Here is an 18,470-nt window from a genome sequence, read left to right as displayed (position 1 = left end):
CTCAGGGGAGTGGCGAGAACGGCGTTCGCCCTTCGGCGTTCTGCAGTTCGAGCAGGTACTTGCGGAAGATCTGGCCGAGCACCTGGGTGGCATGCTCCAGCTCGTCGCGGGGCATTTGCTCGGTCACTTCGTCGGCCATGTCCAGCGCATCCTCGGCGCCGTTGACCGCGGCCATCTTCAGCAGGATGTAGGCCTGCACATTGTTGGCCTTGACCCCTTCACCACGGAAGAACATGGCGCCCAGGCGGTACTGGGCCTCGGCGTGGCCTTGCAGCGAGGCCTTTTCGAACCAGTTCAAGGCTTTGCCCAGATTTTTCGGCGTTTGCGTGTAGTAGTAATCGCCCAGTTCGAATTGCGCCTGGGCATCCCCCGCCGTTGCCGTCTGCTCACAAGCCTTGAGGGCGTTTGCCAAGTCTTCAGGCTGGACATTCAAGGTGCAGCGGCCCGTCGCCGGAATCAGCAACGAGTTACCGCCCTCCGCCAGGGCCAGCAGGGGCTGAAGAAGCAACAGGCAGCCCAGGGTCAGGGCGCGGCCGGTGCGGTTCATGGGGATCGACTTACCTCTGCAAAGCTGCGGCCAATGTCTCTGGTGGCACATTATGGGATAAGCAGCGCCAACCTTACAAAGTTTTACTCGAATTTCTGCTTGGTTAGGGAAGTCAGCTGATTGTGCAAGGGTATTTGTTGCCTGTACCGGCCTCTTCGCGGTTGACCCCGCTCCCACAAGGGGCGCGCCGTTTTCAAGGCTTGCGCAGTCCCTGTGGGAGCGGGTTTACCCGCGAAAGGACCGGTACAGACGCTGCATTACTTCAGGGCTGCAAAAGCCTTCTCAGCCGCATCCAGGGTGATCTGCAGCTCCTTGTCGCCGTGGGCGATGGAGGTGAAGCCGGCCTCGAACGCGCTCGGCGCCAGGTACACGCCACCATCGAGCATCAGGTGGAAGAAGCGCTTGAAGCGCTCGGCATCGCTGGCCATCACGTCTTCGAAGGTGACGATATCGTCGGCACCGCTGAAGTACAGGCCGAACATGGCACCGGCCTGGGTGGTGACGAACGGCACGCCAGCGGCATCGGCGCGCTGCTGCAGGCCGTCGAGCATGCGGCTGGTGTAGTCGGTCAGCTCGGCGTGGAAGCCCGGGCGGCTGATGAGCTTCAGGGTGGTCAGGCCGGCGGCCATGGCCAGCGGGTTACCCGACAGGGTACCGGCCTGGTAGACCGGGCCGAGCGGGGCGATGCAGCCCATGATTTCACGCTTGCCGCCGAAGCAGCCGACCGGCATGCCGCCACCGACGATCTTGCCGAAGGTCGACAGGTCCGGCTTGATGCCGTAGTGGCCCTGGGCGCCGCCGAGCGAAACGCGGAAACCGGTCATCACTTCGTCGAAGATCAACACCACGCCGTGCTTGTCGCACTGCTCGCGCAGGCCTTCGAGGAAGCCTGGCGCCGGCGGTACGCAGTTCATGTTGCCGGCGACCGGTTCGACGATGATGCAGGCAACGGTCTGGCCGACTTCGGCCAGGGTTTTCTCGACGGCGGCGATGTCGTTGAACGGCAGGGTCAGGGTGTGCTTGGCGAAGTCCGCCGGTACGCCCGCCGAACTTGGCACGCCCTGGGTCAGCAGGCCGGAGCCGGCTTTTACCAGCAGGCTGTCGGAGTGGCCGTGGTAGCAGCCTTCGAACTTGATGATGGCGTCACGGCCGGTGTAGCCACGGGCCAGGCGGATGGCGCTCATGGTGGCTTCGGTGCCCGAGCTGACCATGCGCACCATCTCCATGGACGGCACCAGCGAGCAGACCAGGTCGGCCATTTCGGTTTCCATGGCGGTCGGGGCGCCATAGGACAGGCCGTGCTCCAGCTGCCTGCGTACCGAGTCCAATACCTCTGGGTGGCCGTGGCCGAGGATCATCGGGCCCCAGGAGCCGACGTAGTCGACGTAGCGCTTGTCATCCTCGTCAACGACGTAGGCGCCTTCGGCATGCTTGAAGAACAGCGGCGTGCCGCCAACGCTCTTGAAAGCGCGGACCGGCGAGTTGACGCCACCGGGAATGTGCTTCTGGGCTTGGGCGAACAGGGCTTCGGAACGGGACATGGGGGTTCTCTCGAATCAGGATGCGAACAAGGCGTTGAAGGCGCGGGCGCGGCGGGTGACTTCCTGCGCGCTGTCGGCACCGAACAGGCCGTGGATCACCGCCAGCAGGTCGGCGCCATGGGCGACCAGCGGGGCGGCGTTGTCGAGGGTAATGCCGCCGATCACCGCGATCGGCAGTTTCACCTGGGCGCGGGCCTGCTCCAGCAGTTCGATGTTGGCAGCGGGGGCACCCGGCTTGGTGACGGAATTGAAGAAGCGGCCAAAGGCCACGTAACTGGCGCCTTCGTTGGCAGCCTGGGTGGCCAGTTCGAGGCTGGCGTGGCAGGTGGAGCCGATGATCGCCTGGCGGCCGAGCAGGGCGCGGGCCGGGGTCAGCGGGCCGTCGGTCTGGCCCAGGTGCACGCCGACGCCCAGGCGCGCGGCCAGTTCGGCGTCGTCGTTGATGAGCAGCTGGGTGCCGTAGCGCTCGCAGAGCTTCAGCAGCCCTTCGGCTTCACGCAGGCGGCGCGCCGCGTCGTCACTTTTGTCGCGGTACTGCAGCAGGCACACGCCGCCTTCCAGTGCCGCCTCGACATGGGACAGAAAACGGCCAGCGAGCAGCTGGCTGTCGGTGATGGCGTACAGACCGCGTAGCTTCATTGGAGGCCTCGTGTCAGGAGCAGAAATCCAGCGGCAGGCGGCGTGGCACGAATTGGCCCTTGCCCAGTTGTTCGGCGTCACGCAGGGTGCGCCAGGTGTAGTCCAGGGCGCTGCGGACGGCGCTTTCCAGCTGCTCACCGAGTGCCAGGCGGCCGGCCAGGGCGCTGGCCAGGGTGCAGCCCGAGCCGTGGTAGCTGCCCGGTAGGCGCTGGCAGGTCCAGGTGTGGCGCTGGCCGTCGCGGCTGTACAGGCGGTTGTGAATTTCGTCTTCATCGCCGTGACCGCCGGTAATCAGCAGGTGTCTACAGAACGGCAACAGTTTCTCGGCACACTCGTCGGCGGTGCCTTCGGGCAGTTCGGCAAGTATGCGGGCTTCGGGCAGGTTCGGCGTGGCGATGGTCGCCAGCGGCAGCAGGCGTTCGCGCAGGGCGTAGCCCACTTCGTCCTTGCCCAGGCGGCCACCACCACCGGCACGCAGCACCGGGTCGCAGACCAGCGGCAGGTGCGGGTGAGCGGCCAGCAGTTCGGCGACAGTGTCGACCATTTCGATCGAACCGAGCATGCCCAGCTTGACAGCGGCCACCGTAGAGTCGGCCAGCACGGCGTTGGCCTGGGCCAGCACCCACTCGCGGTCGAGCACGCGGAAGTCGGAAACGTTGACGGTATCCTGCACGGTCAGGGCGGTCACCGCGGGTGCGGCGTGACAGCCTTGGGCGATCAGGGCTTCGATATCTGCCTGCAGGCCGGCGCCGCCACTGGGGTCGTGGCCGGATAGACAGAGGACAACGGGGCGGGAGCTGTAGGTATTCATGGTCGGCGAGCTTACCACCAATCCTGTTTGGGCGGATCGTCCTACAAACGAGTTTTGTTGATCATAAGGTCAGATTTTTGTCTGTTTAATTTCTGAAAGCATTGATTTAGAGCCTTTTCTTTGTGATTGGATATGGTCGATTGCCAGGTTGCGAAGCTATGCTAGAGTGCTCGGATAACTCTACAAACGGGTTCTGCCGGATCGTGTCGTCTCAAACGGATGGGAGGCAACCGCGACTCGACTGGACAGGCCATGCTGGGGCTGTATGCGCTATTTGCTGATTGTGCTTTTGGGCTTGCTGCCCGTGCTGGCCGGGGCAGTCGATTTCGACGCAGCTACCCGGCATCTTCCGCTGGGCAAGGCCATGCAGGTTTATGAAGACCCCGATGGCAGTGCCAGCATCAACCAGGTCAGTGCCCCTGGGTTCGCCAAGCATTTTCGCCCCCATCACGAAGACGTGTTGAACGCTGGTTACTCCACTTCGGTGTTCTGGCTCAAGGTCGAACTGCGGCCTGTCGCCGCGGCCGGCGCCGCCCCACGGCAATGGCTGCTGGAGCTGGCCTATCCACCGTTGGACCACCTCGAGTTGTACCTGCCCGACAGCAGTGGCAGTTACCGCCTGGCCCGGCGCACCGGCGACGCCTTGCCCTACCAGAGCCGGCAGATCCTGCAGAACAACTACCTGTTCGAACTACAGCTGCCGCCTGGCCAGGTGACCACTGCCTACCTGCGGCTGCACAGCCAGGGCTCGGTGCAGGCGCCGCTGGCACTGTGGTCCGCCCAGGCCTACATGGAGGAGCAGCCCACGCGCCTGTATGTACTGGGGATGATCTACGGCGTGCTGCTGGTGATGCTGGTGTACAACCTGTTCATCTACCTCAGCGTGCGCGACGTCAGCTACCTCTATTACATCCTCTATATCGCCTCGTTCGGCTTTTACCAGGTGTCGGTGAATGGCGCCGGTGTGGCCTACTTCTGGCCGGACAGCCCGTGGTGGGCGAATGCTTCGACGCCGTTGTTCATCGGTGCCGCTGGCCTGTTCGGCTGCCAGTTCGCCCGGCATTTCCTGCAACTGGGCAGCATCAGCCGTGGTTTCGACCGGCTGCTGCAGCTGCTGATGCTGGGTGGCGCGCTGGTCATGGTGCTGGCGGTGAGCATGCCCTACGGCGTCGCGCTGCGCATGGCTACGGTGCTGGCATTGCTGTTTACCGTGAGCATCTTCGCGGCCGGGCTATACGCCTGGTGGCGTGGTTTGCGCGTGGCTCGCTGGTTCATCATCGCCTGGACGGCGTTCCTGCTCGGTGGCCTGGTCAACACCCTGATGGTGCTGGGCTACCTTCCGAACCTGTTCATCACCATGTATGCCAGCCAGCTGGGCTCGGCGCTGGAGGTGGCTTTACTGTCGCTGGCGCTGGCCGACCGCATCAACAGCCTGCGCGAGCAGCAGGCGCAGACCTTGCGTGACACCGGGCGCACACTGGAGCAACTGAACCTGCAACTGGCCAGGAGCAACCGGCTGAAAGACGAATTCCTTGCCAGCGTGACCCATGAACTGCGCACGCCGATGAATGGTGTGATCGGTTCGCTGGAGCTGATGCATACCCTGCCGATGGAGGCCGAGATGGCCCAGTACCACCGCACGGCGGTGGGGTCGGCCCAGGGCATGATGGATATGGTTGATGCCATTCTTACCCTGTCCGAACTGCAGGCCGGCCGCCTGCGTGCGCAGCCGGCGCCGTTCAGCCTGCGTGATCTGCTGCAGGGCGTGCGTGCCGGTTATGCCGGGCAGGCTTTGGGCAAAGGCTTGTACCTGAGCCTGGACATCCCGGCCGATGTGCCGGACGGGTTGCTGGGCGATGCTCAGAAGCTGGCACGCTGCCTGGGGTGCCTGGTGGACAACGGTTTGAAGTTCACCCACCAGGGCGGGGTGATGATCCAGGTGCGCGGGCGCCGGGTGGGGCCTGACGACCTGTCGCTGACCTTCATGGTCAGCGACAGCGGTATCGGCTTCGATGACCTCGACCAGGCGACCCTGTACCAGCGCTTCTTCCAGGTCGATGGCTCGATGACCCGGCGTTATGGCGGGCTGGGGATTGGTTTGTCGATCTGCCGGCAGATGGGGGAATTGCTTGGGGCACGGTTGTCGCATGAATCGACGCGGGGGTTGGGGAGCCGGTTCGAGTTGAGTTTGAACATGGCTATTGCGCAGGTGCAGATGGCATCGAATGTTCTGCAGGCGCGACGGTCGCTTTAAAGGTTTTCGCAGGCTGTGCTACGCACGCGATTTATCGCTGACCGGCGCTAAGGGTGCATCAGTCTTCTTGCTGCTCTGCGGCCCTTTCGCGACACAAGCAGCACCTGCAACTGACCGCGTTTCACGCTCTTTAGTCATTAATGTCACTTTGACTGACTCCCAGGGAGTGCTTCACTGGGTCTCTCAAGCCTACCCGGATCCAGGAGCCCCAGATGAACCTGCACCAGTACGCTGAAACCCACGAAGTCACCAACCAGCCACCGCCCCTCGACGGTGCCAACCTTTACCGCCTTGACCTGCCGCTACAGGAATGGTCTCGGCGTTTCGGTGCGGGTTGGGCCGAATCGCGGATCGATGCCTACGGGGCACTGGCCGGCGGCCCGCTGATGCAGGCGGGCTTCCTGGCCAATGCACACAAGCCGGAGTTCAGCAGCCACGACCGCTACGGCCATCGCATAGACCTGGTCGAGTTCCACCCCGCCTACCACGAACTGATGCGCACCGCCGTCGAGCACGGCCTGCCGTCGCTGCCATGGGCCGAACCCCGCCCAGGTGCCCATGTGGCGCGGGCTTCGATGACCTACCTGCACAGCCAGGCCGAGGCCGGTACCGGCTGCCCGCTGACCATGACCTTCGCTGCCGTGCCAGCGCTGCGGCTGCAACCCGAACTGGCCGAATACTGGCTGCCGAAAATCCTCGCCTGCGAGTACGACCCGCGTAACGTCGGTGACCGTCACAAGGCCGGGGTCACCCTGGGCATGGCCATGACCGAGAAGCAGGGCGGCACCGATGTACGCGCCAACACCACCCGGGCTTATCCGGTCGGTGCCGCGGGCCCGGGGCAGCCCTACGAACTGGTCGGGCACAAGTGGTTCTGCTCGGCGCCGATGTGCGATGCCTTTCTGACCCTGGCCCAGACCGAAAAAGGCCTGAGCTGCTTCCTGCTGCCGCGTCACCGCCCGGATGACAGCCGCAACCAGTTCTATATCCAGCGCCTGAAGAACAAGCTGGGCAACAGTTCCAACGCCTCCAGCGAGGTGGAATTCCGCGGTGCCCTGGCGTGGATGGTCGGGGAAGAAGGGCGGGGCGTGCCGACCATCATCGAAATGGTGGCCATGACCCGCTTCGACTGCATGGTCGGCTCCAGCGCCCTGATGCGCCAGGCGCTGACCCAGGCGACCCACCATTGCGCGCACCGCAAGGTCGGCGGGCGGCTGCTGAGCGAGCAGCCGTTGATGCAGAACGTGCTGGCCGACCTGGCGTTGGAAAGCGAGGCCGCGCTGGCCTTGAGCCTGCGCATGGGGCAGGCGCTGGAACAGCTGGAAGACCCGCAGCAGGCGCATTTCGCCCGGCTGGTCACGGCGGTGGGCAAGTACTGGATCTGCAAGCGCGCGCCGGCCATGATCAACGAGGCCGCCGAGTGCCTGGGCGGGGCAGGTTATGTGGAAGACAGCATCCTGCCACGGCTGTACCGCGAAGCGCCGGTCAACTCGACCTGGGAAGGCTCGGGCAATGTGCAGTGTCTGGATGTGCTGCGGGCCTTGTCCAAGGAGCCGGGCGTGCTGGATGCGCTGTTCGCCGAGCTGGGCGATGGGCACGGGGACCCGCGTCTGGCGGCGCACATCGGCAACCTCAAGGGGGCGTTTGCCGACACTGGTGACATGCAGTACCGCGCGCGGCAACTGACCGAGGATATTGCCCTGGCGCTGCAGGCCAAGCTGTTGCTGGAGGCGGGCAATGCGGTGGTCAGTGATGCGTTTATCGACAGCCGCTTGACGGGGGGCGGGCGCGTGTACGGGGCGTTGCCGCGGGGTGTGGATGTGGCGGCATTGGTGACCAGGGCGACGCCAGCCTGGGCAAACTGAGCTGGCTTCTTCGCGGGCACGCCCGCTCCCACAGGATCTTCACTGCCCTCAAGTACGACGCAGTACATGTGGGAGCGGGCGTGCCCGCGAATGGATGCAACACCGATCAATGGGGGTGTATTTAGCCAAGAAGGCAGGCAAGATGGTTCACATGCATGTCCAGACAGGAAGCACAGTGTGAGCCAAGCTTTTGTAGTCGTTGATACCCCCGAGCAGGCCGTCGACCGTCTGGCGGCCCTGCATGAACAGGCCACCGGGGCCCTTAGCCAGGCCCTCAAGCGTTACCTGAAGGACCGTACCGAGCCGGGCGTCGAAGAGCGCGACCTGTTCCGCTACCCGGCGCTGCGCCTGACCTATTACAGCCACGGTGAAGTCGCCGCCACCACGCGGGCCTACGCCAAGGTCCAGGTGGCCGGTACCTACAGCGTCACCATCACCCAGCCGGCTGCTTTTCGTGGCTACCTGCTGGAGCAACTGCGCCCGCTGATGCACGACTACACCGTCACGGTAGAGGTCGGCGTCAGCGAACAGAACATCCCTTACCCCTACGTGGTCGATCAGGGCGACGAACTGGCCGGCAGCGGCATCACCGCCGCGCAACTGGCGCGGGTGTTCCCCAGCACCGACCTGTCGGCTGCCACCGACAACATCGCCGACGGGCTGTATGACTGGGGCGGTGCCGAAACCTTGCCGCTGGCGCTGTTCGATGCCGCTCGGGTCGACTTCTCGCTGCGTCGCCTGGTGCACTACACCGGCAGCGACTGGCGCCATGTGCAGCCGTGGATCCTGCTGACCAACTATCACCGCTATGTCGACCAGTTCATCAGCCACGGCCTCGACCAGTTGCGTGACGACCCGCGCTTCGTGCGCATGGTGCTGCCGGGCAACGTGGTGATCGAAAAGGGCATGGACCACGGTGAAACCCAGGCCCTGGTGGCCAGCGTGGTCTGGCACCGCTACCAGATGCCGGCGTATCACCTGATCGCCGCCGATGGCGACGGCGTCACGCTGGTCAACATCGGCGTCGGCCCGTCCAATGCCAAGAACATCACCGACCACCTGGCCGTGCTGCGCCCGCACTGCTGGCTGATGATCGGCCACTGCGGCGGCCTGCGGCAGTCGCAGACTATCGGCGATTATGTGCTGGCACACGCCTACATGCGCCGTGACGGCATTCTCGACCGGGTGGTGCCGCCGAACATCCCGATTCCGGCCCTGGCCGAAGTGCAGCTGGCCTTGCAGGAAGCCGCCGCGCAGGTCACCGGCGAGCGTGGCGAACAGCTGAAGAAGCGCCTGCGCACCGGCACCGTACTGACCTACGACGACCGCAACTGGGAGCTGCGCTGGGCCCAGGAGCGGCCGCTGATCAACCTGTCGCGTGCCGTGGCGGTGGACATGGAAAGCGGTACCATTGCCGCCCAGGGTTACCGCTTGCGCGTGCCGTACGGCACCTTGCTGTGTGTGTCCGACAAACCGCTGCACAGCGAGATCAAGCTGCCGGGTTCGGCCAACGCCTTCTATAACCGGGCGGTCAGCCAGCATCTGAAGATCGGCATTGCCGCCCTCGACCTGCTGCGCACCGAGCTCAACTCGCTGCACTCGCGTAAACTGCGCAGTTTCGATGAGCCGCCGTTCCGCTGAGGATCCATGTCACTGCCACCCCGTTCCAAGCCGCGCCGTCCCCAGGCGCGGCCTGCCACCGGCCCGCGTCGCCAGCCCAAGGCCCCACCGGCCGAGCCGCGCCTGATCCTGTTCAACAAACCGTTCGACGTGCTGACGCAGTTCAGCGACGGCGACGGGCGCGCGACGCTCAAGGACTTCATCGACATCCCCGGCGTGTACCCGGCCGGGCGGCTTGACCGCGACAGTGAAGGCCTGTTGCTGCTGACCAACGATGGCGGCCTGCAGGCGCGCATTGCCGACCCGAAGCACAAACTGGCCAAGACATACTGGGTTCAGGTGGAGGGGGAGCCGAGCGAGGAGCAGTTGCAGCGCTTGCGCGATGGCGTGGAACTGAACGATGGGCCGACCTTGCCGGCCGAGGCGCGGCGCCTGGACGAGCCCGAGCTGTGGCCGCGCAACCCGCCGGTGCGTTTTCGCAAGAGCGTGCCGACCAGCTGGCTGGAGCTGGTTATTCGCGAAGGGCGTAACCGCCAGGTACGGCGGATGACGGCGGCGGTGGGGTTGCCGACCTTGCGCCTGGTGCGGGTGCGGATTGGCGACTGGGCGCTGGATGGGTTGGAGCAGGGGTGCTGGCGCGAAGTGGCGGCGAAATTGCAGCGCTAGCGGGGGCCGCTTTGCGGCCCATCGCGACACAAGGCCGCTCCTACAGGTGCAGCGCAAACTCAGGCATTGTGCGATCCCTGTAGGAGCGGCCTTGTGTCGCGAAAGGAGCGCAAAGCGCTCCCGGCTTTCTTGAGCCTTACACCCCTTCGAGAAACCCCACCACCACGCTCTTGATGATGAAGGCCAACACCCCCAGCCCCAGCACGAAGAACAGGATCAGGGTCCCGAACCGCCCGGCCTTGGACTTTTTCGCCAGGTCCCAGACGATGAAACCCATGAAACCGATCAACACGGTGACCAGGGTGATCATCATCCACTCTTCGAATACGGCGGGATCCATCGGTGTTCTCCAGGCGGTTTGAGCGTCCGATTATACGCCTGCTGGCGCAGGCATTAACGCAGGTGGGTCAAGGGCAGCTCGGTGCTGGCCAGCACCTGGTTCAGCACGAAGCTCGAACGCACGCTGGTGACGCCTTCAATGCGGGTCAGGCTGCCTAGCAGCAGTTTCTGGTAATGGTCCATGTCTGGCACCACCACTTTCAGCTGGTAGTCGGCATCCATGCCGGTGACCAGGCTGCATTCAAGCACCTGTGGCAGGTTGCGGATGGCCGCCTCGAAGGTTTCGAAACGCTCCGGGGTGTGTCGGTCCATGCCGATCAGCACATAGGCAGTCAGGCTCAGGCCCAGCTTCTTGCGGTCGAGCAGGGCCACCTGGCGCGAGATGTAGCCATCGTCCTCCAGTTGCTTGACCCGACGCGAGCATGGCGAAGGCGACAGGCCGATGCGTTCGGCCAGTTCCTGGTTGGAAATGCGCGCATCGCGCTGCAATTCGGCGAGGATGCTCAGGTCGTAGCGGTCAAGTTTGCTCATGGGTTATGCCTTTTCTGTTCGGATTGCGGTGAATTATCAATCCAGGGTGAAAAATTGCGCAAGTGCTATTTATCCAAGCAATCTTCGCAATCATCTGCCGCGGCCTGTCCGGTATCTTTATCCACAGAATCACTGCCCGGACATCAGTCCACGGCGACGCGCCCTAGGCGGGCGGTCGCGGCCAGCCATCCAACAGGATCTGCAGGCCCCCGGGCTACACACCTTCCAGAAGACGGTGTGAGGTGAGCCGGCGCCACAAGTGCCGAGCACGGACGACAATTCCTGAAGGGAGGCCCAGCGGCCTCCCTTTTTTCATGTCCGGAAATTTAATTGGCCTGCATGACAGGCGCGGTAGACTGGCTGTGGTTGCCGTATTTTCTACCGAGAGGAACAGCATGAAGTCGCGCATCTGGCAGTTGGCAGGTGTTGGTGTGTTGGGGTTGAGCATCAGCCTCGGGGCCATGGCCGAAGGGCCGGGCGAGGGGGCGCCGGGCCGCTCGCTCAATTCGCGTGACGAAGTGCAGCAGACCCAGCCGCCACGCCAGGGCTATTACCAGGACATTCCCCGCCGCCATGGCGATAACCGCCATTGGGAAGCCGGTGGCCCGGGGCAACGGCCCGGTGGTGACTGGCAAGGGCGCCCGGATGGTCATGGCAATGGCTGGGGGCCGGGGCCGCAGTATCGCCCGGGGCACACCATCGATCATTTCCCGGACCGCTACTGGAAAGTACCCTACCGTGGCGATGATTACTTCTACTCAGGTGGCTACTGGTATCGCCCCCATGGTGGCCGTTATGTCGTGGTAACCCCGCCCCGTGGCGTGCGGGTCGACTACCTGCCGTCCTATGCGCGGGAAGTCTGGCTGGGCGGGGCGCTGTTCTTCCTTGTGGCCGATACCTATTACCAGTACCTGGCCGACAGCCGCGAGTACGTGGTGGTCAACCCGCCGGTTGCGGTGCCGGCACCTATAGGCGGTGGGTATGACGTGGTGGCCTACCCGATGTACGGGCAAGGGCGGGAACAGCAGGATCAGGACCGTTACCAGTGCCACCGTTGGGCGGTGAGCCAGTCAGGCTTCGACCCGGCGACGGCGACTTATGCGCCGTCGGCCACTGTGGCGGACAACTACCGGCGGGCGCTGGGCGCTTGTTTCAGCGGCCGAGGCTACAGCATCAACTGATCCAGATGTGCTGCCTGTCCCGGCCCTATCGCCGGCAAGCCAGCTCCCACAGGAACCGCGCCGGCCTGAAGCCATGTTTAGTGCCTGTGGGAGCTGGCTTGCCGGCGATAGGGCCCTTGCAGGTTCACACCGGATCCGCATGCACCATCACATCCGCCTGTGGATAACGCTGGCGGATCACCCTCGAGGCCTCCACGCACAAGGCATGCGCTTCATTTAGCGGCAATTGCCCCGGCATCTCCAGATGCAACTGCACGAACCACTGGTTGCCCGACACCCGAGTACGCAGGTCGTGCACGCCTTCAACCCCGGGAATGGCCAGCACCAGCGCAGCCATGTCTTCACCAACATCGCCGGGCAGTTCCTGGTCCATCAGGATGGCCGTACTCTCCCGCGCGATCTGCAGCGCGCTCCAGAGGATATAGACAGCGATACCCAAGCCGAACAGCGCATCCAACTGCGGCCAGCCAAAGCGTGCCAGCAGCAGGGCCAGCAGGATGCTGCCGTTGAGCAGCAGGTCCGAGCGGTAGTGCAGGGAGTCGGCCCGTACCGCCGTGGAGCCGGTCAGGCGGATGACCTTGTGTTGCAGTGCCAGCAGGGCAAGGGTCAGCACCAGCGACAGCAGCATCACCCCGATACCGACGGCGGTATCGCCCAAGGGTTGCGGCGTGTGCAGGCGGTCAACCGCTTGCACCCCGATCAGCACCGCACTGACCCCGATGAACAGCGCCTGCGCCATACCGGCCAGGGCTTCGGCCTTGCCATGGCCGAACCGGTGGTCGTTGTCGGCTGGCCGCAGGGCGTAGTGCACGGCCAGCAGGTTCAGGAACGAGGCAACAGCGTCCAGTGCCGAGTCGGTCAGCCCGGCCAGCAGGCTGACCGACCCGCTCAGCCACCAGGCCAGCGCCTTGCTCAGGACCAGGATGCTGGCCACCGCCAGCGATGCGCGAGTGGCCAGGCGTAGCAGGCGCTGGTGTTCAGCCGGGGTGGTCATCATCCGTGGGTAGCGTCCTTGTGCTTCAGGCAGTAGGCACCAGGCCCAGGCTGGCCAACTGCTCGATGCTGCCGCGATGCTGGATCAGCCGTGGGTCGTTCAGCGGCAGGCGCTGGCCCAATTCGCTTTCCAGAATGGCCTGCAACTTCAGGTTGTCGACCTTACCATCGGGGCTCACGGCTTCGCGCAGTTTGACCGGGTCGACCTGGGCGGATCGCCCGCCTGGGTAATAGATGGCGCCCGTGGCGAAGTCGATACCGAAGGCGATCAGCCCCGGGATCACATAGAACAGGATGCCGATGGCATCCATTGCGGCAACCACTGGGTCGATCTTGCCGCCGATCTGGCCACGACGTTCCGGGTACAGAATGGTGCCGCAGGCCGTCAGTTGGGTCAGCAAGGTGACGATGAGGGCGCCACCGATGACGCGGGATGGGATGCGCATGTAAAAACTCCGAAAAGGTATTCAGCAGGGCAAGCGAAACGCCTGCACCTGAAGCTAAGACCATGATAGGGCAGCTTGGGTTCGCCGTTATACTCGCCAGACTGTTCGAGGACCACCATGATTTCATTACCGATCGATGCTGTCTTGCCGGCCCTGCGCCAGGCCCTGGAAAACCGTGACGAAGCGGTGCTAGAGGCACCGCCTGGCGCCGGCAAGACCACCCGAGTACCGCTGGCGCTGCTCAACGAGCCGTGGCTGGCCGGGCAGAACATTCTCATGCTCGAGCCCCGGCGTCTGGCAGCGCGGGCTGCGGCCGAGCGGCTGGCCAGCGAACTGGGCGAAAAGGTCGGCGAAACCGTGGGCTATCGCATCCGCCTGGACAGCAAGGTCGGGCCGAAAACCCGCATCGAAGTAGTGACCGAAGGCATCCTCACCCGCCGCCTGCAGGCCGACCCGGCGCTTGAGGGCGTGGGGCTGGTGATCTTTGACGAGTTTCACGAGCGCAGCCTCGATGCTGACCTGGCCCTGGCATTGAGCCTGAATGGCCGGGAATTGCTGCGAGACGACCCGCCACTGAAGATTCTGCTGATGTCCGCGACCTTGGAGGGCGAGCGCCTTTCGCGGCTGCTGGATGATGCCCCGGTGGTCAGCAGCGAAGGCCGCATGCACCCCGTCGACATCCGTTGGGGGCGGCCTTTCCAACCGGGTGAGTTCATCGAGCCACGGGTAGTGGAGAGCGTGTTGCAGGCACTGGCTGACCAGACCGGCAGTGTGCTGGTATTCCTGCCAGGTCAAGCCGAGATTCGCCGGGTGCACCAGAGCCTGCAGGAAGCGCTGGCCGAGCGACCCGAGGTCCTGCTTTGCCCGCTGCATGGCGAGCTCGATCTCGACGCCCAGCGTGCAGCCATCGACCCGGCGCCCGAGGGGCTGCGCAAGGTAGTGCTGGCCACCAATATCGCCGAGACCAGCCTGACCATCGACGGCGTGCGCGTGGTGATCGACGCAGGCTTGGCCCGGGTACCGCGCTTCGATCCTGGCAGCGGCATGACCCGCCTGGACACCCAGCGCATCTCCCGCGCCAGTGCTACCCAGCGCGCCGGCCGTGCCGGCCGCCTGGAGCCCGGCGTGTGTTACCGCCTGTGGTCCGAGGCCCAGCATGAACAGCTGGCCGCACACGGCAACGCCGAGATCCTGCAGGCCGACCTGGCCGGCCTGGCCCTGCAACTGGCACGCTGGGGCGTGACGCCCGAGCAGTTGCGCTGGCTCGACCAGCCCCCCACTGCCGCCTTCGCTCAGGCCCAGGACCTGCTGGCACGGCTCAATGCCTTCAAGCCCGGAAGCCGTGACAACCTCAGCGAACACGGCCAGGCCATGGCCGAGTTGCCGGCGCATCCACGTATCGCGCATCTGCTGTTGCGCGGCCAGGACCTTGGCCTGGCGCAGATGGCCTGTGATGTGGCTGCGCTGCTGGGCGAGCGGGATATCCAGCGCGGCGGTGGTGCTGATTTGCACAGCCGGCTGGCGCTGGTCAGTGGCGAAAGCAAGGCTGCCCGTGGCAGCCACGGCGGCGTGCAGCGTGCGCGCCAACTGGCTCGCCAGTACCGTGGCCTGTTGCGTGGCAAACCACGCGCGCCGGTCGTGGACCCCGATCACCCGCGCTGGCTGGGCGCGCTGCTGGCGCTGGCCTACCCCGACCGCGTCGCCCAGCAGCGCCGCGAAGGCGGTGCGGAATACCGGCTGGCCAACGGCCGAGCGGCGCTGTTTGCCGAAGTCGATGCACTGATGAAGTGCCCGTGGCTGGTGATCGCCGACCTGGGCAGCCGCCAGGGCCAGCGCGAAGAGCGCATCTATCTGGCTGCCGAATTCGATCCGGCGCTGCTCGAAGGCGTGCTGGCCGAGCAGGTCGAGCGGGTGGATATCCTCGACTGGGACGAACGCGAGCAGGCGCTGCGTGCCGAACGCCAGACCAAGGTCGGCGAGCTGGTGCTGGGGCGTGAACCGTTACCCAACCTGGATGACGATGCCCGCGCCAAAGCGTTGCTTGGCCTGGTGCGGCGCAAGGGCCTGAACGTGTTTACCTGGACCCCGGAACTTCGCCAATGGCAAGCACGGGTGGCGCTGTTACGTCAGCTTGATCTGGACAAAGAGGGGCAAAGCGCATGGCCTGACCTGGGGGACGAAGCGCTGCTGGCGACCCTGGAAGATTGGCTGCAGCCATACTTGGGCAAGGTCTCGCGGCTGAGCCATTTCGCCGCCCTGGATGTGTCCTCGATCTTGCGCAATCTGCTGCCTTGGCCATTGCCACAGCGCCTGGACGAATGGGCACCGGCGCACCTGGCGGTGCCCTCCGGCTCGAACATTCGCCTGGACTACAGTGAAAACCCACCGATTCTCGCCGTGCGTCTGCAGGAACTCTTCGGCCTCGCCGATACTCCGCGCATTGCCCAAGGCCGTCAGCAGGTGAAGTTGCATTTGTTGTCACCGGCACGGCGGCCGGTACAAGTGACCCAGGATTTGGCCAACTTCTGGCGCACGACTTATGCCGAGGTGAAGAAGGATTTGAAAGGGCGTTATCCCAAGCACTATTGGCCGGATGACCCCTTGGTGGCAGATGCGACCGCGCGGGCGAAGCCGCGCGGCACCTGAATGTGACGCAGAGCGGTATCCAGATCAGTTACCTTGTTCAGAGGGAGAGAGATCTGGCTACCCTCATGAATCATGTAATTCAGCCAAAGAAAATTTGTGAAGGCTAAGAAGCCCAATAGATGTGCGCTTCATCGAAGTGCTCTCTATGAATTAATATTTCGTCAGGTCGAAGGTGACGATTTGACCTTTCTTGACATTCAGCGGGGCTAACGTTTCTCCGTAGTCGTCTCGTTTGTAGTCAATGGCGCCCACGCTCTGCCCGCTTTGGTCTCGCAGATGACAGATTAGAGATCCATTGAGCAGGTGCAGTGGCTCGATCATCCAGTAATCGGTGACTTCGGCATACTTGTAGAAGCCGAGGTAGCCATTGCGGCTGACACCCAACTTCTTGTCTGGTTGTCCCCAAAGGTGGATGTGATAATGCAGGCGATCTTCGGTTTTGGAGATATAACGGAACTCCAACAGTGGCGGCAGCGTGCGTCCGCCCAATATTAACCAGTCATCCCCTGGGGAGAAATCAAAGAAACCCTCGGTTTTGTCGCTACTAAGACTAAGCCGAGTATTGGCATAACCATCGTCGAGGCACATTAAAAGCCGGCCTCGAAACGATTCGGCATATTGAGTGCTAATTGTTTGGTCCATGACGATTTACTCTAATGGCATTGAAGGAGTGTTTACACTAATGCCACCGTCGGGCGTGCGAGCAGAACGAAGACTTTCCCGGATGCCTCAGGCCCCGGCTTCACCTTCCAGCAGCATGAACAGGCGATACAGCACCACGGTGCTGAACAGCTGCAGGACGCCGCTGAGGCTGTCCATGGCCAGCTCCATGCCGGGGGATGGCTCGGGGAAGGCCATCAGCAGCAGCCCGTCGATCAACCAGATCGGCGCCAGCACACCTACGACACAGATCATGATGCGCATGAAGTGCCCAGTGGTCATGCTGGCGCTGTCGCGCATCGACTGCACCACCGGGCGGCCGCGCAGTACCAGCAGGTATTCGGCGAACACCAGGTTGATCATGATCCACACGCCCGGGAAGATGAACAGCGCAAGGCCGGCCATGATCAGCAGCGAGCTGATCAGGATCAGCATGGCCAGTTGCGGCCACAGTTGCAGGGCACGGGCGAACAGGTCGCGCTTGGCGATATCCTGGCCATTGCTGCGGGTGTCGAGGTACAGGATCAGCGCGGCGCTGTACAGCGGGTAGAACAGCAGGCTGATCAGCATGCCGTAGGCCGGCGATGCCTGGTCGCCCATCTGCCGGTACAGCAACTGGGTGAGCAAGGCTTCCAGCACCACCAGCGGCAGGCACAGCTGGAGAATGTTTGGCAAGTGACGGCGGAAGAAGTACAGGGAGTCGCGCAGGACGCTCAGCGGATTCATCAGTCAAGATCGCATGGCAGTAAAAACAGGGGCTTAACTTTAGCCCAAAGCAGGCTTGAGGCTGTCACTTGCTGAAAAAAGTTTCACGCCGCCGGTGATTGAATCCCACGCCTGTACGCCCCATCTTTGACGCTGTCCGTTGTCCGCTACCCCACGAGGTCGCCCCATGAATACTGAAGAACAAACCCTGATCGATGGCCTGTTCGGCCGCCTCAAGCAAGCCGAGGATCCGAGCCAGCCACGTGATGCGCAGGCCCAGGCATGCATCGAGGAACATGTACGTCAGCAGCCGGCGGCGCCTTATTACATGGCCCAGGCGATTCTGGTGCAGGAGGCAGCGATCAAGCGCCTCGACGAGCAGAACAAGCAACTGGAAGCCGAACTGAAGCAGGCCCGTGCCCAGGCCGAGGCCGCCCGCGCCAGCAGTGCGCCGAGTAATGGCGGTGGTGGTTTCCTGTCCAGCATCTTTGGTTCGGCTGGGCGCAATGCGGCCCCGGCCGCGCAACCGCAGCGTCCCGCTGCAGCACCCGTGACATCTGGCGGTGGCTGGCGTGAGCCATCGGCGCCGGGCTTTTCCCAGCCACAAGCGCAGCAGTCTGGCTTTGGCGCTGCACCGGCACGCAGTGGTGCCAGCAGCTTCCTTGGCGGCGCGATGCAGACTGCAGCCGGTGTGGCGGGTGGCGTGTTGCTGGCGCAGGGCATCAGCAGCCTGTTCAACCACAACTCGCAGCCGGAGGAGGTGGTCGAGGTGATCAAGGAAGAGCCGGCGCCGGCCAGTGACAACGGTGGCTGGAACGACTCGGGGGCGCAGCAGCAGGTAGCTGACAACGGTGGCTGGGACAGCGACCAGGGTGGTTATGCCGACAGCGATTATGGCAGCGATGATGGTGGGTTCTTCTCGGACGACGATTCGTACGTCTGACAGGTCTGGCATACTGCTGGCGATTTTGGGGGCGCTTTGCGCCCCTTTCGCGACACAAGGCCGCTCCTACAAGGGTACGCGAA

17 protein-coding genes are annotated in these 18,470 nt (G+C 63.9%); 7 read left to right on the top strand and 10 right to left on the bottom strand.

Translation table 11 applies throughout. From position 1 onward, the window contains the following. Position 1: 1 nt before the first annotated feature. The 4 genes from V3314_RS00565 to V3314_RS00550 all read right to left on the bottom strand — a co-directional run bounded on the left by V3314_RS00565 (position 2) and on the right by V3314_RS00550 (position 3,538). Positions 2–547 (bottom strand): tetratricopeptide repeat protein, encoded by a 546-nt coding sequence (locus tag V3314_RS00565; RefSeq protein WP_046613212.1) that lies wholly within the window; start codon positions 545–547, stop codon positions 2–4. A gap of 257 nt (positions 548–804) precedes the next feature. Further along, positions 805–2,088: a glutamate-1-semialdehyde 2,1-aminomutase gene (gene hemL, locus V3314_RS00560; protein WP_013974339.1), complete on the bottom strand. Its 1,284-nt coding sequence runs from the start codon at positions 2,086–2,088 to the stop codon at positions 805–807. Positions 2,089–2,103: 15 nt separating this feature from the next. Next, positions 2,104–2,727, bottom strand: coding sequence for a thiamine phosphate synthase (thiE, locus tag V3314_RS00555; protein WP_046613211.1), 624 nt, complete (start codon positions 2,725–2,727; stop codon positions 2,104–2,106). A 13-nt stretch (positions 2,728–2,740) separates the two neighbouring features. Next, the gene (locus V3314_RS00550) at positions 2,741–3,538 is read right to left on the bottom strand and encodes a hydroxymethylpyrimidine/phosphomethylpyrimidine kinase (protein WP_046613210.1); all 798 of its coding nucleotides are present in this window, start codon (positions 3,536–3,538) and stop codon (positions 2,741–2,743) included. A 265-nt stretch (positions 3,539–3,803) separates the two neighbouring features. Between V3314_RS00550 and V3314_RS00545 the strand changes: the two genes are divergently transcribed. From V3314_RS00545 to V3314_RS00530, 4 genes are all read left to right on the top strand, one after another. Continuing rightward, the gene (locus V3314_RS00545) at positions 3,804–5,792 is read left to right on the top strand and encodes a hybrid sensor histidine kinase/response regulator (RefSeq protein ID WP_196173156.1); all 1,989 of its coding nucleotides are present in this window, start codon (positions 3,804–3,806) and stop codon (positions 5,790–5,792) included. A gap of 212 nt (positions 5,793–6,004) precedes the next feature. Then, positions 6,005–7,657, top strand: a complete 1,653-nt coding sequence (locus V3314_RS00540; RefSeq protein WP_046613208.1) for an acyl-CoA dehydrogenase family protein — start codon at positions 6,005–6,007, stop codon at positions 7,655–7,657. 177 nt (positions 7,658–7,834) lie between these two features. Next, a complete protein-coding gene (gene amn, locus V3314_RS00535; RefSeq protein ID WP_085625739.1) occupies positions 7,835–9,298 on the top strand; it encodes an AMP nucleosidase in 1,464 nt (487 codons plus the stop codon). Positions 9,299–9,304: 6 nt separating this feature from the next. After that, positions 9,305–9,943, top strand: coding sequence for a pseudouridine synthase (locus V3314_RS00530; RefSeq protein WP_085599635.1), 639 nt, complete (start codon positions 9,305–9,307; stop codon positions 9,941–9,943). Between the two features lie 136 nt (positions 9,944–10,079). Here the strand turns inward: V3314_RS00530 and V3314_RS00525 are convergent, their stop codons facing one another. Both V3314_RS00525 and V3314_RS00520 read right to left on the bottom strand, forming a co-directional pair. Beyond that, positions 10,080–10,283, bottom strand: coding sequence for a DUF2788 domain-containing protein (locus V3314_RS00525; protein WP_196182907.1), 204 nt, complete (start codon positions 10,281–10,283; stop codon positions 10,080–10,082). A 53-nt stretch (positions 10,284–10,336) separates the two neighbouring features. Further along, positions 10,337–10,813, bottom strand: coding sequence for an Lrp/AsnC family transcriptional regulator (locus V3314_RS00520; RefSeq protein WP_003249795.1), 477 nt, complete (start codon positions 10,811–10,813; stop codon positions 10,337–10,339). A 395-nt stretch (positions 10,814–11,208) separates the two neighbouring features. On the opposite strand from V3314_RS00520, the gene V3314_RS00515 reads away from it, so the two are divergent. Continuing rightward, positions 11,209–11,994, top strand: coding sequence for a DUF6515 family protein (locus tag V3314_RS00515; RefSeq protein WP_338459829.1), 786 nt, complete (start codon positions 11,209–11,211; stop codon positions 11,992–11,994). A 124-nt stretch (positions 11,995–12,118) separates the two neighbouring features. Here the strand turns inward: V3314_RS00515 and V3314_RS00510 are convergent, their stop codons facing one another. After that, positions 12,119–12,991, bottom strand: a complete 873-nt coding sequence (locus V3314_RS00510) for a cation diffusion facilitator family transporter (RefSeq protein WP_338459828.1) — start codon at positions 12,989–12,991, stop codon at positions 12,119–12,121. 22 nt (positions 12,992–13,013) lie between these two features. Continuing rightward, positions 13,014–13,433 (bottom strand): polyribonucleotide nucleotidyltransferase, encoded by a 420-nt coding sequence (locus V3314_RS00505; RefSeq protein ID WP_338459827.1) that lies wholly within the window; start codon positions 13,431–13,433, stop codon positions 13,014–13,016. 117 nt (positions 13,434–13,550) lie between these two features. On the opposite strand from V3314_RS00505, the gene hrpB reads away from it, so the two are divergent. After that, complete coding sequence (gene hrpB, locus V3314_RS00500) at positions 13,551–16,079, top strand: ATP-dependent helicase HrpB (RefSeq protein WP_338459826.1); 2,529 nt, start codon at positions 13,551–13,553, stop codon at positions 16,077–16,079. Between the two features lie 150 nt (positions 16,080–16,229). Here hrpB and V3314_RS00495 read toward each other — a convergent pair whose 3' ends face one another. Next, on the bottom strand, positions 16,230–16,721 hold the full coding sequence (locus V3314_RS00495) for a hypothetical protein (RefSeq protein ID WP_046613166.1): 492 nt from the start codon (positions 16,719–16,721) through the stop codon (positions 16,230–16,232). A gap of 87 nt (positions 16,722–16,808) precedes the next feature. Then, positions 16,809–17,465, bottom strand: a complete 657-nt coding sequence (locus V3314_RS00490) for a YciC family protein (protein ID WP_046613164.1) — start codon at positions 17,463–17,465, stop codon at positions 16,809–16,811. A 166-nt stretch (positions 17,466–17,631) separates the two neighbouring features. Between V3314_RS00490 and V3314_RS00485 the strand changes: the two genes are divergently transcribed. Next, positions 17,632–18,387 carry a DUF2076 domain-containing protein gene (locus tag V3314_RS00485; protein WP_338459825.1) on the top strand — a complete coding sequence of 252 codons (756 nt, stop codon included), beginning with the start codon at positions 17,632–17,634 and terminating at the stop codon, positions 18,385–18,387. Positions 18,388–18,470: the final 83 nt, after the last annotated feature.

It is taken from the genome of Pseudomonas sp. TE3-3-F2023 (genome assembly GCF_036784815.1).
GTDB lineage: Bacteria > Pseudomonadota > Gammaproteobacteria > Pseudomonadales > Pseudomonadaceae > Aquipseudomonas > Aquipseudomonas pudica.
The sequence above is the reverse complement of the archived record's forward strand: the minus strand, read 5'-3'. Positions and strand labels throughout refer to the sequence as shown.